Consider the following 14,216-nt stretch of genomic DNA (forward strand, 5'->3'; position numbering starts at 1 on the left):
AAACGAGGCGCATATAGTAATGATTTTTCAGCGCCGATCAACCCCTAATTCCCAGGTTTCTCAACATTCTTCGTGGCAAGCACGATCAGCCGTTACTGGAGTCGAGGTACTTCTTGGCCAACTCAGCAGCGCTGGTATTCGGATAGTCGCGGACCACGGTTTCCATACGCCCGCGAGCCTGCTCCTTATCGCCTAGCCGGTCCAGGGTCACACCAAGCTTGTAAACAGCGTCCGGCGCCTTGCGATGATCCCCATAACGGGTTGCAACGATGGTGAACGCCTGCCGCGCCTGTTCGAGCTGTTCCTCAACGAGGTACACTTCGCCCAGCCAATAATAGGCGTTGACCGTCAGGTCCCCTTCCTCATACTCATCAATGAAGTCGTACAACCCATTGATCGCCTGGTCGTAGTTCTTTTCCTGATGGATCAGAGTCTGGATTTTCTGGTATTCCGTTCGCTCCTTGTCGGAAGGCTGCCGGTAGATTCTGGTTTTCACCCCCGAATCTCCTGCTGCCTCAGCCGAATCGGCCGCACCCTCTGAGCTCGCTGAGCTCGTCGCTGGTGCTTCCGAGACCTTTTCAGAGAGTTTCAGAATTCGCTGGTCAAGGTCAATGTAGCGGTCCCGTGACTGCTTGGTAAGCCGATCAATGAGGTTGCGCTGCTCTTCGACCCGCCCCTGCAATCGACGAACCTCGCCCTGCAGTTGCTGAATCATGTAGAACAGTTCCGCATTGGCCTGACTGTTGCCAGCCTTGCGTTCTGCCTCGGACGCATTGTCCTGGAACGCTGGAGAAACGGATTGCGCCAGCGCGCCGCCCGCATGCCCGAAGGCAAGCGGGAGCATCACTGTCGCCATGAGCAGATGTCTCATGGGGTTCGCCTGTTACTGGAAAACGAGTTCAACGCGACGGTTCTGGGCCCACGCGCTCTCACTGGAACCCATCACTGCCGGCTTTTCTTCACCGTAGCTGATGGTTTCCGTCTGGCCGCGGGAAGCACCGTTCACGATCAGGAAACGCTCGATGGCGTTGGCACGACGCTCGCCCAATGCGAGGTTGTATTCTTTGGTGCCGCGCTCATCAGCATGCCCTTCAATACGGACATTCTGCCCCGGATTGGCTTGCAGGAACCGGGCGTGGGCCACCAGCACATCGCGGGCTTCGGTTTTGATTTCGGAGGTATCAAAATCAAAGTAGAAGGTGGTGATTTCGCGCATGGCGGCTTCTTCCGCCCGCGCAGCACGAGCTTCCGCTTCACGACGCTGCTCTTCGCTCATCTCGGATGAAGACACACCGCCGTCATCATCGCCGCCATAAACAGTGCTGCCACCTTCCTGGTCGACAGCAGAGACATCGGAACCGTACGCACCGTCTTCAGTGGTCTCACCGGTGCTGCTGCAACCGGCGATCAGACCAAGAGACATTACCATGGCGAATAATTTGTGGTGAGCTGATACGTTCATAATCACTTCCTTCCTTTTTGAGAGTCTGTTGTACGTTAATGCAAACGAACCTGTTCTGTTCGGAGTTCCGGTTTACTTGACGATCGGTGACCATGCCGGTTCACGCACATCACCCTCCGAGGCCGGCAGACTATAGGCCGCTCCGCCATCCGCGGCAATTACAGTTAGTACACTGTCGCCGCCCTGCTTGGTTGCATAGATCAACATCCGGCCATTGGGCGAAACACTGGGCGACTCATCGGACTCAGTTCGAGTGAGAATCGTTTCTTCCTCCGTCTGCAAGTTAGTCCGTGCTATATGAAACGCCTTGTCTCTCTGATGCACATAGTAGACGTACTTGCCGTCGTTGTCTGGCCGCGGGCGGGCATTGTAGCGGCTACCGAAGGTAATCCTGCGGGGTTCCGCACTCTCACTGGACTTGTGGTAGATCTGCGGCCCCCCGGAACGATCAGACGTAAAGAAGAAACCTTCACCCGTATGATCCCAGGTGGGCTCAGTATCAATAGACCAGTGATTGGTCAGCCGCTTGAGCGAGCGACTCTGAATATCCATCTTGTAGACTTCGGCATTGCCGTCCTTCGACAGGGTCATAAGCAACGACCGACCATCCGGGCCCCATGCGGGCGCTGAATTCAAACCCCGGAAGTCCGCGATCCGCGTGCGGTTGCCCGATGAAAGCTCATGGCTGTAAATCGCGGGCTTGCCAGTTTCAAACGACACATAGGCAAGCCTCTTACCGTCGGGCGACCAGGCTGGTGACAAAATGGGTTCATCGCTTTCCAGCCTGACCTTGGCCCTTTTGCCATCCACGTCACTGACCTGCAGCCGATACAGGGCTTTGCCACCGGATCGCTGAAGCGTGACGTAGGCCAGCTTGGTAGAAAATGCGCCCGGCACCCCGGTGATAGCCTCATAGACCTTGTCACTGATGTGGTGGGCAAGGCTCCGTGTGCTGTTCACCGATGAGGACGCCGTTGCCCCAAGGATCCGCTCCTCGCGGTTCACATCGTACAACTCATACCGGGCTTCAATCTTGTCGCCGGTACGTGTCAACTGACCGACCAGAACGTAACGCTGCCCCAGAAGTCGCCAGTCGCGAAAATAGACCTCATCACCCTTTGACGGCAGGCTGAGCATTTTCTCTGGTGGCAGTGGCTTGAATTCACCGCTCATGGTGAGGTCGTCGCGGATGATACTGCTGATCTTATCGCCGGACGGCATGGTGCCGGATTCAGCGAATGGGACCACGGCGACCGGGATGGCCGAATCCGCACCCTCCGTGATTCGGATCAACAGCTCTGCGTGGGCCGCCGGACTGCTCCCTATCATCACCGCCAGCATCAGCAACCATGTCATTACCATGCCGGTTGGGGTTGTGCCTTTAGTACTCCGGTTCGTCATTTGATTTCCCATTGTCCTTATCTCAACCGCCGAGGATTGAACTCAATCGTAAACTGGCGAAAATACTTTTCAAACGTGTCCCGATCATCGGGAATCGGATAACGATTCAACGACTTAACCGCGCCCAGCGCCGAATTGTCGAATGCCGTGTTACCACTGGTGGAGACAAGCTTTACCGAGGCAAGTTCACCAGTCGGTAGCAAAGTGATCTGAAGCCGCGCAGTCATCTCCTCGGTTGCCGATGATGGCGGATACCAGGCCTGGCTCAATCGTTCACGAATCAGCGCCTGATATTTCTGGCTTTCCGTCAGCATCTGCGCTTCGCGCGCCTTGGCCGCGGCCGCCTCCCTCTTACGGCGCTCCTCCGCCTCGCGTTCCTGCTGGGCTTCTTCCGCCAGGGCTTCCAGTTGCTGTTCTTTCAGACGCCGCTCACGCTCCTTGCGTTTGCGTTCAGCTTCCTGGCGCTCTCGCTCTTCCCTCGCCTTGCGCTCAGCTTCTTCCTTGCGGCGCTGCTCCTCCGCACGGCGTTTTTCCTCGGCGGCCTTCCGGGCAGCCTCTTCTTGGCGACGCTTTTCTTCCTCGGCCTTTTGACGTTCACGCTCCTTGGCTTCAGCAGCAGCCTTCTGGCGGGCAGCCTCTTCCGCTTTGCGCTGCTGTTCACGTTCGCGCTTCGCCGCCTCTTCCTGGCGCTGCTGTTCCTGCTTGCGCTCTTTCTCCTGCTGGATGCGGCGAGCCTCTTCCCGTTCGCGTTCCTCTTCGGCCTTTCGACGTTCGGCTTCTTCCTTACGCTTCCGCTCTTCCTCCTGCCTGCGTTCTTCATCACGATCCGGTTCATCAACCGGTTCCGTCACCGGACTGGGTTCGGGCTCGTTCGGAGTGATCAGGCGCGCAGAAATACTGGGCGGCGGCGGATCCTCCGAGGGATTGGTCCACGTCCATCCGGCCAAGGCCACGCCCAGGATCAACCCATGCAGCAGGATTGACAGAGCCACGGGCGACTTCCAGGGCGGCTGGCCCGTGTTGGTTACATCACGCTCATGACCTCTCACAAAAACCTGCCTGCTCTGTACCTACTCATCAATGGATGGCGCTTCGGTGATCAATCCGACATTAGACGCCCCTGCGGCCTGTAACTGAGCCATCAGTCGAACAACGGTACCGTACTCAACATGCTCATCACCCCGAACAAGCACTTCGCGGTCCGTACGCTGGGACAGGATTTTGGCGATCCGGTCGCGAATGTCCGCGAGTGACATCGGGTCACTGCTTTCATCCCCGATATCCATGAAATACGCACCATTGCTGTCGACGGACACCACGATAGATTCCACGTTCTTGTCGGACTGGATCGGCTGCGATGTGGTTTCCGGCAGATCCACTTTTACGCCTTGCGTCAGCATCGGCGCCGTCACCATAAAGATGATCAGCAGCACCAGCATGACGTCGATGTAGGGTACGACGTTGATTTCAGACATCGGCTTGCGACTTCTCGCCGGCATCATTCCCATGCCTTTCATGTTTCTGCTCTCCCGACTGGCTGTCCGTTACTGGCTGCCTTCCTCATGCGGCTGACTGCTCGCTGTTATGCACACGGCGATGGAGGATGCTCGAAAACTCATCGGCAAAGGTTTCATAGTTCTTCAGCAGCGCATCGGAAATAGCGGAGAAACGGTTATAGGCAATCACGGCGGGGATGGCCGCAAACAGGCCCATTGCCGTTGCTATCAATGCCTCGGAAATACCGGGGGCTACCGTGGCGAGGGTCGCCTGCTGAACCTGAGCCAGTCCCCGAAATGAATTCATGATGCCCCAGACCGTGCCAAACAGACCGACATAGGGGCTGGTGGAGCCGACGGTTGCAAGAAACGGCAAGTGCATCTCCAACCGCTCCTGCTCACGGGAAAACGCCACTCGCATCGCACGCTGGGTGCCTTCCATGACGGCATCGGCATCCCGGCTTTGCTGGCGCAGACGGGAAAATTCCTTGAAACCGGCGCGGAATAACGATTCCATACCGGAGAACGGCGTCGGATTACTGTTCACTTCCCGGTAGAGCTGACCCAGGTCCATTCCGGACCAGAACCGTTCCTCGAACGCATACTGGGCCTGCTTGGCCTTGCGGAACACCTTCAGGCGCTGGAAGATCAGTGCCCAGGAGATAATGGACGCCAGGGCAAGCAACAGCATAACCAGCTGAACCAGCACGCCGGCGTTGGCGATGAGATACCAAACAGAAACTTCTGACTCCACCTTTTACTCCTGGATTATTCCACTTGTGAATTGGTTTTCAGGCTGCTTTCCAGCAACTCCAGCATGTTTACCGGAAGGCGTCTTGGCCGGCCGGAATCCAGTGCGATACAGGCCACACGCACATCCGCCGAGGCCAGTACCTTGTCATCGGAGCGGCGAACAACCCGTTGACGAAAATCCATCCATACACGGCCAAACGCCACTGGCTCCGCGGTCACTCGCAACTCATCGTCGAGCCTGGCCGGAGCACCGTAGTGAATCGACAGGCGCTGGACAACGTAACTGATGTTATCCGCCAGGCCGGCGCGAAGCCCGACACCCTTGTGACGAACCCACTCCGTACGGGCACGCTCCATATAGTGCAGGTACTTCGCGTGGTATACGATACCGCCGGCGTCGGTATCCTCGATGTACACGCGAACCGCCAACCCGACCGATGAATCATAACGCTCAGTCAAACAGGTCCTCCCGTTCCGGACCGGATGGCACGACACCAAAATGCTGGTAGGCATTGGACGTCACCATACGCCCACGGGGCGTACGTACCATGAAACCCTGCTGAATCAGGAACGGCTCAAGAACGTCTTCGATAGTGCCTCGTTCTTCACTGATCGCCGCTGCCAGACTTTCGACACCGACCGGGCCACCATCAAACTTTTCAATCATCGCCAAAAGCAGGCGCCGGTCCATGTGATCAAACCCCTGGGCGTCCACTTTCAGCATGTTCAGTGCCTGGTCCGCAATGGACTCACTAATGCTGCCATCCGCTTTTACCTCAGCAAAGTCACGCACTCTGCGTAGCAGGCGATTGGCAATACGGGGTGTTCCCCGGGAACGACGGGCAATTTCGTAAGCACCGCCGTTGTCGATAGCGACCGATGACAATCGCGCGGAACGGAGAATAATATCCGTCAGATCCTTGGTGTTATAGAACTCAAGGCGCTGGACGATGCCGAAACGATCCCGCAGCGGCGACGTCAGAAGCCCGGCGCGTGTCGTGGCACCCACCAGGGTAAAGGGGGGCAGGTCCAGTTTGATGGAGCGGGCCGCCGGGCCCTCTCCAATCATGATATCCAGTTGGTAGTCTTCCATCGCCGGGTAGAGCACTTCTTCCACGGCGGCGCTGAGACGATGAATTTCATCAATGAAGAGGACATCACCCTCTTCGAGGTTGGTCAGCATGGCGGCCAGATCACCGGCTTTTTCCAACACCGGGCCGGATGTGGTCTTAATGGACACACCCATTTCATTGGCAATGATGTTGGCGAGCGTGGTCTTGCCTAGCCCCGGCGGACCAAAGATCAGCACATGATCCAATGCCTCCTGGCGACCTCGCGCGGCGGAAATGAAGATTTCCATCTGCTCCCGCACAGCCGGCTGACCCACATAGTCCGCAAGCACACCGGGACGGATCGCTCGATCCTGCACTTCCTCGTATTGTCCGGCCTGGGCTGTAATCAGGCGATCCGATTCAATCATTGAACTACCCGCTCAGAGGAAATCAACAACATGCCTGTACACTCGTATCGGGTTCATTATGCCCCAATTGTACAAACGGCGCTTTTGCTGTCACGTTACGCTCTCTACACATATGGGGCCAGGATGCGATTAATGACACTCTTTTAATCAGCCCATTAGCTGGCAGGAATCATTGCCCGTAGCGCCAACCGAATCAATTCCTGGCTCGACATGCCCTCCTCCGCAACCTTGCTGATCGCCTTGGACGCCTCCTGTGGCTTGTAACCCAGAGCAATCAGTGCGGCTTCCGCCTCTTCCCTGGGGTCATGACCTGCGGCAATGCCCGCGTTGGCTGAGCCGGAGATAACCGTCGCATTTGGCGACGCTGGCGTGAACTGCCCTTCAAGTTGCCCTATACGATCTGTCATTTCAATAAGCAGGCGTTCGGCGGTTTTCTTGCCAACACCGGGAAGCTTAACCAGGGCATTGGCATCGCGAGCCTCAACGCAGCGGATAAACTGATTCGCATCCAGCCCCGACAGAATCCCCGCGGCAAGCTTGGGACCAACACCATTAACCTTGATCAGCAACCGGAACAGGTCCCGATCCAGCCGTGAAGAGAAGCCGTAGAGGCTCTGGGCGTCCTCGCGAACAACAAAGTGGGTGTGAAGAACCAGCTCGTCGCCGGTTTCAGGAAGGTTAAAGAAGGTGGTGTAGGGAATATCGACTTCATACCCCAGGCCGGCGCATTCCACCAATGCCTGGGCGGGGGATTTTTCAATCAGGATGCCTCGGATACGACCAATCAACGGGTTTCTCCCTGGACTTCAATGAGTCTGGTTATTGTCTTCGGACCCGGCCACTTCGCACTTTCCCGCCACCTCCGGACGCCAGCCGGGCAACGCTCTGGCTCATGTGGGCGTGGCACAGCGCAATCGCCAGGGCGTCTGCGGCGTCGGCCTGCGGCTTGCGGGACAGCGCCAGCAACACCTGGACCATATGCTGGACCTGGGACTTGTCAGCGCCGCCTTTACCCACCACCGCCTGCTTGACCTGGCGGGCGGAATACTCGTGAACCGGCAAACCGCTGTTGGCGGCCGCTACAATCGCCGCTCCCCTGGCCTGCCCCAACTTCAGCGCTGAATCCGGGTTACGGGCCATGAATACCTGCTCGATGGCGAATTCTTCGGGGCGGTATTCGCCAATGAGCGTTGCCAGACTATGGAAGATGGTTTGCAGGCGCTCCGCCATGGGCTTCTCGCCGACCCGGATGCATCCACTGTCAATATATTCGATCACCCGGCCCTCGGCCCGGACAATGCCGTAACCGGTAATGCGTGACCCTGGGTCCACCCCCATGATTATCGACACGTTGCGCCCTTATTGATGGAGTGCCTCCATCACGTCCGCCGGTATATCGGCGTTGTGATAGACATTCTGCACATCGTCCAGGTCTTCCAGCATATCGATCAGCTTGAGGATGGGCTCTGCGCCCTCCTCATCCAGCTCTACAGTGGTTGAGGGCACCATAGTGACTTCTGCGTTATCGGGTATCAGGCCGGACTCCACCAGGGACTGTTTAACGTCGAGGAACTGATCTGGCACGGTGACTATCTCGAAAGAGCCGTCGCCGAGCGTTGCCAGATCCTCGGCACCGGCAACCAGGGCCGCTTCCATCAGCCGGTCTTCGTCCATCTCCGGACTGTAGCTGATAATACCCTGCTTACTGAACAGATACGCTACCGAACCGTCAGTGCCGAGGTTGCCGCCCATCTTGTTCAGGGCGTGACGAATGTCGGCCACAGTGCGGTTGCGGTTATCCGTCATGACTTCCACAAAGATAGCAACGCCACCGGGACCGTACCCTTCGTAGGTCAGTTCCTCGTAATTGCTGTCGTCACCATCCCCGGCACCCCGCTCAACGGCGCGCTCGATGGTGTCCTTCTTCATGTTGGCGGTCAGGGCCTTGTCGATGACGCCCCGCAATCGCGGATTGTCATCCGGGTTTCCCCCGCCCTGACGGGCCGCCACCGTCAACTCGCGAATGATCTTGGTGAAAATCTTACCGCGTTTGGCGTCCTGAGCCGCTTTACGGTGCTTGATGTTGGCCCATTTACTGTGTCCAGCCATAATCAACTCCGTTCAGTCGCGGAGCACACGAGGGTGTGCTCCGGCATTGCGTTACTCGCCTGCCTGGGTGTCTTCCTTACTTTCGCCGGCCTTGGCCACGGGCTTGCGGCGGCGGATATGAAGCTCACGCAACTGCTTGTCGTCCACTTCTCCGGGAGCCTGTGTCATCAGACAGGTGGCGCTCTGGGTTTTCGGGAACGCAATCACATCACGGATAGAACTGGCGCCTGTCATCAGCATGATCAACCGGTCCAGACCAAACGCCAGGCCACCATGGGGAGGGCAACCGTATTTCAGCGCATCCAGCAGGAACCCGAACTTGGCTCGTGCTTCTTCGTGCTCAATACCCAGGGTACGGAACACGCTTTCCTGCATTTTTTCGTCGTGAATACGGATGGAACCGCCACCGAGCTCGGTGCCATTGAGCACCATGTCGTAGGCGCGGGACAATGCCGTCGCCGGTGACGCTTCCAGCTCGTCACCAGAACAGGATGGCGCCGTGAACGGATGGTGAATCGCAGTCAGGCTTCCGTCAGATGTTTCCTCGAACATCGGGAAGTCCACCACCCACATCGGCGCCCACTCGGACGTCAGCATGTTCAGGTCGTGGCCGACCTTGATGCGAAGCGCGCCCAAGGCTTCGTTGACCACGTTGATCTTATCGGCGCCGAAGAACACGATATCGCCATCTTCCGCACCGGAGCGCTCGATGACAGCCTGCGCAACATCGTCACCCAGGAATTTGATGATCGGCGACTGCAGGCCTTCAACGCCCTTGGACGTATCATTGACCTTGATGTAGGCCAGCCCCTTGGCACCGTAAATACCCACGTACTTGGTGTAGTCGTCGATCTGTTTTCGGGTCAGCTCGCTGCCCTTCGGAACACGTAGTGCTGCTACGCGGCCCTTGGGGTCATTAGCCGGACCGGCAAACACCTTGAAGTCAACGCCCGCAACCAGATCACCCACGTCAACCAGCTCAAGCGGGATACGCAGGTCCGGCTTGTCGCTGCCATAACGCTGCATTGCCTCGGCGTACGGCATGCGCGGGAATTCAGGCAGATCCACTTCCAGAACATCCTTGAACAGCGAACGAATCATGTTCTCGTTCAGGGTCATCAAGGTCTCCTCATCGATGAACGAGGCCTCGATGTCAATCTGCGTAAATTCCGGCTGACGGTCGGCACGCAGGTCTTCGTCGCGGAAACACTTGGCGATCTGGTAATAGCGATCCACACCGGACACCATCAGCAATTGCTTGAAAAGCTGCGGGGACTGGGGAAGTGCAAAGAAGGAGCCTTCATGGGTGCGGCTTGGCACCAGGTAGTCACGTGCGCCTTCCGGAGTGGCGCGGGTCAGGATAGGCGTCTCCACATCCATAAAGCCGTTGCTATCCAGAAAGTTGCGAATATAGCTGGTCACCCTGGAACGGAAACGCAGTCGGTTCAGCATTTCCGGGCGACGCAGGTCCACAAAGCGATACTTCAGGCGAACGTCTTCACCGACATCCACATGCTCATCCAGCGGGAACGGAGGCGTTGCAGCGGCATTCAGGATGGATAACTGCTTACCCAGCAGCTCAACCTGCCCCGTCGGCATGTTGGCGTTTTCGGTACCAGCGGGACGACGGCGCACACGGCCGGTCACCTGAATAACGAATTCACTGCGGACCTTCTCCGCCAGATTGAAGCTCTCTGGGGTATCCGGATCGAACACGACCTGGGAAATACCGTCCCGATCGCGAAGGTCCAGAAAGATCACCCCACCGTGATCGCGGCGACGATGAACCCAACCGCAAAGAGTAACTTCCTGATCGATGTGAGATTCGTTGATTCCACCGCAATAATGACTGCGCATACCGGTTCCCGTTGTATCTGATGTGTGCGTAAAAGTTTGCAAAAATGGTTCTGGCGGACCCTACTGCAAAAGCGGCCCATTATAAACACAATGAACGGGAAAATCAGGCTTCCATCACCGTGGGTGACGGTAAAACATTTGGCCGCTAGAATGGGCCGATTTACCGCCCTATGGAGCCGCCCTTGTCAGCCCGAGCCGAACAGAAACTCCGCACTCGCCGTGCCCTGATGGACGCCGCCCTTGCTCAGCTCAGTGCGGACCGGGGCTTTGGCAGCCTGAGCCTGCGGGAAGTGGCAAGGGAAGCTGGCATTGCGCCGACATCGTTCTACCGGCACTTTTCCGAGCTCGACGAGCTGGGGCTTGCCCTGGTGGACGAAGGCGGTGTCGCCCTGCGACAACTCATGCGCCAGGCACGCAAGCGAATTGCACGAAACGGCAGCGCCATCAGCACCTCGGTGGACACCTTCATGGAGTATCTTGGCAACAACTCCAATCTGTTTCGTCTGATGCTGAGGGAAAGCACCGGGGTATCAAAACCCTTCCGCACCGCCATCAAAGCTGAAATCGACCACTTTGTGACCGAACTGGCTGCAGATCTGGCGCGCATCGCGGATGAAGAGAATCGCCCCCTATCCGACTCCAAACTGGTGGCAGACGCCATGGTGACACTGGTGTTTAACCAAGGCGCCGAGGCGCTTGACGCAACACCACCGGAAAAGGAAGCCTTGAAGGACAAACTGAAAACCGAGCTCAGGATGATCCTCGTTGGATCACGCACCATCGCCCGGCACAAACGCTAAGCTACCCGGCTTTGCCGGAAGAGATTGCTACGCCACTATTTGCGAGAGCCGACCCAGCAACGGCTTCAGTTGTTCGCTTATTCTGGCCAGATCGCTGACACTGTAGGGCTTCGGCGGAAGTTTGCCCCAGACCGGGCCCGGCCAGGCAGAGTCGCCGTCAAAACGCACGATATGATGAAGGTGAAGTTGCGGCACCATGTTACCCAACGCCGCAACATTGAGCTTATCCCCACCGAACAATTCCATCATGCCCTCCCCAAGAAGGGACGATTCCGCCAGCAGCTGCCGCTGTTGCTCCGGAGCCAGCTGATAGATCTCCCGCACACTGCCAACCCTTGGTACCAGAAGGATCCAGGGCCAGTTGCTGTCGTTCATCAGCCGAATTTCACACAGCTTGCTCTGTCCGAGGCTGACTGTGTCAGCTTCCAGACGCTCGTGCAGAACAAACGGCGACTCCGCCCCACTCATATTAACCTCCGTGGAACTGGTTCCGGCCACGGCCAATGGCGTAGTAGATCATACCGTGGCGCTCAAGCATTTCAGGTTCGTACAGGTTGCGCCCGTCAAACACGACAGGCTCCTTCAGGTTTGCGGCTATGGCTTCGAAATCCGGAGAGCGGAACTCCTTCCACTCGGTACAGATGGCCAGCACATCGGCCCCTTTCAGCGCCTGCTCCTTGGTGCCGCACAGGGTTAACCCTGGCTGATCGCCAAAGATACGCTGGGTCTCTTCCATGGCTTCCGGGTCAAAGGCCTGCACGCTCGCTCCGGCCTTCCAGAGGTCCTGCATCAGGGCTCGGGACGATGCTTCACGCATATCGTCGGTGTTGGGCTTGAATGCCAACCCCCAGATCGCGACGACCTTGCCCTTCAGGTTGCCACCGAAGTAATGACTGATCTTGTCGAACAACACGTGCTTCTGGGCATTGTTCACGGCTTCCACGGCGTTCAACAGGCGGGAGTCGTAGTCACAATCCCTGGCTGTGCGGGTCAATGCCTGGACATCTTTCGGGAAACAGGAGCCGCCGTAACCGCAACCGGGGTAAATAAAGTGGTAGCCGATGCGGGGGTCGGAACCAATGCCACGACGCACATTTTCTATATCGGCCCCCAAACGCTCCGCCAGGTTGGCTATTTCATTCATGAAACTGATCTTGGTGGCCAGCATGGAGTTGGCTGCGTACTTGGTCAGTTCCGCAGACCGGATGTCCATGAAAATCATGCGGTCGTGGCTACGATTGAACGGGTAGTAGACCTCATGCAGCAACTCTTTGGCCCGCTCACTGTCGGTGCCAACGATGATGCGGTCGGGCTTCATGAAATCGGTGATGGCCGCGCCTTCCTTAAGAAACTCAGGGTTGGACACGACATCGAAGTCCAGCTCCAGCCCGCGTTTGTCCAGCTCGGAGCGCACCGCAGCCTTAACCCTGTCGCCAGTACCAACCGGCACGGTGGACTTGTCCACCACCACCTTGTAGTCATCCATATACTGGCCAATGGAGCGCGCCACGGCGGTCACATACTGCAGATCGGCGGAACCGTCTTCATCAGGCGGTGTACCCACTGCGATGAACTGCAGAGAACCATGGGCCACGGCTTCTTGAGTATCGGTGGTGAACGCCAGGCGGCCTGCTTCAACCGTATGCTTTACGATGGACTCGAGGCCAGGCTCATAAATCGGTATATGGCCGTTCCTAAGCTTATCAATCTTGCCCTGATCCACATCCATACACAGAACGTGATGACCCACATCGGCCAGACAGGCACCCGTGACAAGACCAACGTAACCTGTGCCAAAAATAGTAATTTTCATCCTTTAAAACCCTGATGTCTGCAATTTATGGTTGGTATTCGATGTGCGGCCTCTCAGCCCTGCTTATCCTGCCAGATCCTCTCCCAGGCCAGGGCTGTGCCGACGATGGTATCCAGGTCGTCGTAATCCGGCTGCCAGCCCAGTACCTTTTTGATTCGCGAGTTGTCAGCCATCAGCGCGGCTGGGTCCCCTGCCCGACGGCCGGTTTCCTGCACCGGAAAGTCGTTGCCTGACTGGCGCTTGACCACATCAATAACTTCGCGGACGGTAAACCCACGCCCGTAGCCACAGTTCAGCACCCGTGACTCACCTCCACCGGCCATATACTCCAACGCCATCACATGAGCCTTGGCCAGGTCTTCCACGTGGATGTAGTCGCGGATGCAGGTACCGTCACGGGTGTCGTAGTCGGTGCCAAACACGCTCATGCCATCGCGCTTGCCCGTCACACACTCACACGCAACCTTGATCAGGTGCGTAGCTTCAGGCGTTGCCTGACCCAGCAAACCGTCCGGATTGGCCCCAGCTACGTTGAAGTAACGCAGGATCACGTAATTGAGGGATGACGCGGCAGCCAGATCCATGATCATCCGCTCGCTCATCATCTTTGAGGCGCCATAGGGATTGATCGGCGCCAGCGGAAGATCTTCCGTCAGTACGGTTTCCTCTGGCATGCCATAAACGGCAGCCGTCGACGAAAACACCATGTAAGGTACCTGGTGTTCTTCTACTGCCTTCAGCAAATTCAGCGTGTTACGGGTATTGTTGCTGTAGTACTTGAGGGGGTTCTCGACCGATTCCGGCACCACGATATTGGCGGCGAAATGCAGCACGGCTTCAAAGCGGTGCTGGCTGAAAAGGTCCGCAATGGCCTGTTCATCGGAGAGGTCTCCGATCACAAGCTCACCACAGGTGACCGCCCAACGGTATCCGGTGGACAGGTTATCGAAAACAACAATGTCGTGTCCGGCTTCGCCCAGTTGCCTTACGACATGACTACCTATATACCCGGCTCCGCCGGTTACCAGAACTTTCATGATCGATC

The 14,216-nt window shown here is 57.3% G+C and carries 16 protein-coding genes; 1 reads left to right on the plus strand and 15 read right to left on the minus strand.

Features of this window, described 5'->3' with window-relative positions; translation table 11 throughout:
• Positions 1–85: 85 nt before the first annotated feature.
• The 12 genes from ybgF to aspS form a co-directional block, all read right to left on the minus strand.
• On the minus strand, positions 86–871 hold the full coding sequence (gene ybgF, locus JJO78_RS09620; RefSeq protein ID WP_075196202.1) for a tol-pal system protein YbgF: 786 nt from the start codon (positions 869–871) through the stop codon (positions 86–88).
• Positions 872–883: 12 nt separating this feature from the next.
• Complete coding sequence (gene pal / locus JJO78_RS09625) at positions 884–1,462, minus strand: peptidoglycan-associated lipoprotein Pal (protein WP_036205364.1); 579 nt, start codon at positions 1,460–1,462, stop codon at positions 884–886.
• Positions 1,463–1,534: 72 nt separating this feature from the next.
• On the minus strand, positions 1,535–2,818 hold the full coding sequence (gene tolB / locus JJO78_RS09630; protein ID WP_127402392.1) for a Tol-Pal system beta propeller repeat protein TolB: 1,284 nt from the start codon (positions 2,816–2,818) through the stop codon (positions 1,535–1,537).
• 62 nt (positions 2,819–2,880) lie between these two features.
• The gene (tolA, locus tag JJO78_RS09635; protein ID WP_036205360.1) at positions 2,881–3,855 is read right to left on the minus strand and encodes a cell envelope integrity protein TolA; all 975 of its coding nucleotides are present in this window, start codon (positions 3,853–3,855) and stop codon (positions 2,881–2,883) included.
• Between the two features lie 78 nt (positions 3,856–3,933).
• Positions 3,934–4,380 (minus strand): protein TolR, encoded by a 447-nt coding sequence (gene tolR, locus JJO78_RS09640; protein ID WP_036205359.1) that lies wholly within the window; start codon positions 4,378–4,380, stop codon positions 3,934–3,936.
• 43 nt (positions 4,381–4,423) lie between these two features.
• Complete coding sequence (gene tolQ / locus JJO78_RS09645) at positions 4,424–5,113, minus strand: protein TolQ (protein WP_007152467.1); 690 nt, start codon at positions 5,111–5,113, stop codon at positions 4,424–4,426.
• A 14-nt stretch (positions 5,114–5,127) separates the two neighbouring features.
• Entirely contained in the window at positions 5,128–5,571 is a 444-nt protein-coding gene (gene ybgC / locus JJO78_RS09650) for a tol-pal system-associated acyl-CoA thioesterase (RefSeq protein WP_041334308.1), read from the minus strand.
• Positions 5,564–6,592: a Holliday junction branch migration DNA helicase RuvB gene (gene ruvB, locus JJO78_RS09655; RefSeq protein WP_036205355.1), complete on the minus strand. Its 1,029-nt coding sequence runs from the start codon at positions 6,590–6,592 to the stop codon at positions 5,564–5,566. The genes ybgC and ruvB overlap by 8 nt, the downstream gene beginning before the upstream one ends.
• A gap of 155 nt (positions 6,593–6,747) precedes the next feature.
• The gene (gene ruvA / locus JJO78_RS09660; RefSeq protein ID WP_127401490.1) at positions 6,748–7,380 is read right to left on the minus strand and encodes a Holliday junction branch migration protein RuvA; all 633 of its coding nucleotides are present in this window, start codon (positions 7,378–7,380) and stop codon (positions 6,748–6,750) included.
• 31 nt (positions 7,381–7,411) lie between these two features.
• A complete protein-coding gene (ruvC, locus tag JJO78_RS09665) occupies positions 7,412–7,942 on the minus strand; it encodes a crossover junction endodeoxyribonuclease RuvC (RefSeq protein WP_075196205.1) in 531 nt (176 codons plus the stop codon).
• A gap of 9 nt (positions 7,943–7,951) precedes the next feature.
• Positions 7,952–8,701, minus strand: a complete 750-nt coding sequence (locus JJO78_RS09670; RefSeq protein ID WP_075196206.1) for a YebC/PmpR family DNA-binding transcriptional regulator — start codon at positions 8,699–8,701, stop codon at positions 7,952–7,954.
• 51 nt (positions 8,702–8,752) lie between these two features.
• Positions 8,753–10,558, minus strand: a complete 1,806-nt coding sequence (gene aspS, locus JJO78_RS09675) for an aspartate--tRNA ligase (RefSeq protein ID WP_127401492.1) — start codon at positions 10,556–10,558, stop codon at positions 8,753–8,755.
• 182 nt (positions 10,559–10,740) lie between these two features.
• Between aspS and fabR the strand changes: the two genes are divergently transcribed.
• On the plus strand, positions 10,741–11,358 hold the full coding sequence (gene fabR, locus JJO78_RS09680) for an HTH-type transcriptional repressor FabR (RefSeq protein ID WP_075196207.1): 618 nt from the start codon (positions 10,741–10,743) through the stop codon (positions 11,356–11,358).
• 27 nt (positions 11,359–11,385) lie between these two features.
• Here fabR and JJO78_RS09685 read toward each other — a convergent pair whose 3' ends face one another.
• Genes JJO78_RS09685 through galE form a run of 3 tightly spaced genes read right to left on the minus strand, consistent with a single transcriptional unit; the run spans position 11,386 to position 14,208 of the window.
• On the minus strand, positions 11,386–11,826 hold the full coding sequence (locus JJO78_RS09685) for an HIT domain-containing protein (protein WP_041334301.1): 441 nt from the start codon (positions 11,824–11,826) through the stop codon (positions 11,386–11,388).
• A 1-nt stretch (position 11,827) separates the two neighbouring features.
• The gene (locus JJO78_RS09690) at positions 11,828–13,171 is read right to left on the minus strand and encodes a UDP-glucose dehydrogenase family protein (protein ID WP_036205341.1); all 1,344 of its coding nucleotides are present in this window, start codon (positions 13,169–13,171) and stop codon (positions 11,828–11,830) included.
• 53 nt (positions 13,172–13,224) lie between these two features.
• The gene (galE, locus tag JJO78_RS09695; RefSeq protein ID WP_199480464.1) at positions 13,225–14,208 is read right to left on the minus strand and encodes a UDP-glucose 4-epimerase GalE; all 984 of its coding nucleotides are present in this window, start codon (positions 14,206–14,208) and stop codon (positions 13,225–13,227) included.
• Between the last annotated feature and the right edge of the window lie 8 nt (positions 14,209–14,216).

The organism is Marinobacter sp. DS40M6 (genome assembly GCF_028581595.1).
GTDB classification, from domain to species: Bacteria; Pseudomonadota; Gammaproteobacteria; order Pseudomonadales; family Oleiphilaceae; genus Marinobacter; species Marinobacter salarius.

What these genes read in the sequence shown, in the direction of transcription:
- pal (WP_036205364.1), bottom strand. Translation starts at nt 1,462, where the DNA reads ATGAACGTATCAGCTCACCACAAATTATTCGCCATGGTAATGTCTCTT.
- JJO78_RS09685 (WP_041334301.1), bottom strand. Translation starts at nt 11,826, where the DNA reads ATGAGTGGGGCGGAGTCGCCGTTTGTTCTGCACGAGCGTCTGGAAGCT.
- tolB (WP_127402392.1), bottom strand. Translation starts at nt 2,818, where the DNA reads ATGACATGGTTGCTGATGCTGGCGGTGATGATAGGGAGCAGTCCGGCG.
- JJO78_RS09670 (WP_075196206.1), bottom strand. Translation starts at nt 8,701, where the DNA reads ATGGCTGGACACAGTAAATGGGCCAACATCAAGCACCGTAAAGCGGCT.
- galE (WP_199480464.1), bottom strand. Translation starts at nt 14,208, where the DNA reads ATGAAAGTTCTGGTAACCGGCGGAGCCGGGTATATAGGTAGTCATGTC.
- aspS (WP_127401492.1), bottom strand. Translation starts at nt 10,558, where the DNA reads ATGCGCAGTCATTATTGCGGTGGAATCAACGAATCTCACATCGATCAG.
- JJO78_RS09690 (WP_036205341.1), bottom strand. Translation starts at nt 13,171, where the DNA reads ATGAAAATTACTATTTTTGGCACAGGTTACGTTGGTCTTGTCACGGGT.
- ybgF (WP_075196202.1), bottom strand. Translation starts at nt 871, where the DNA reads ATGAGACATCTGCTCATGGCGACAGTGATGCTCCCGCTTGCCTTCGGG.
- tolR (WP_036205359.1), bottom strand. Translation starts at nt 4,380, where the DNA reads ATGAAAGGCATGGGAATGATGCCGGCGAGAAGTCGCAAGCCGATGTCT.
- ruvB (WP_036205355.1), bottom strand. Translation starts at nt 6,592, where the DNA reads ATGATTGAATCGGATCGCCTGATTACAGCCCAGGCCGGACAATACGAG.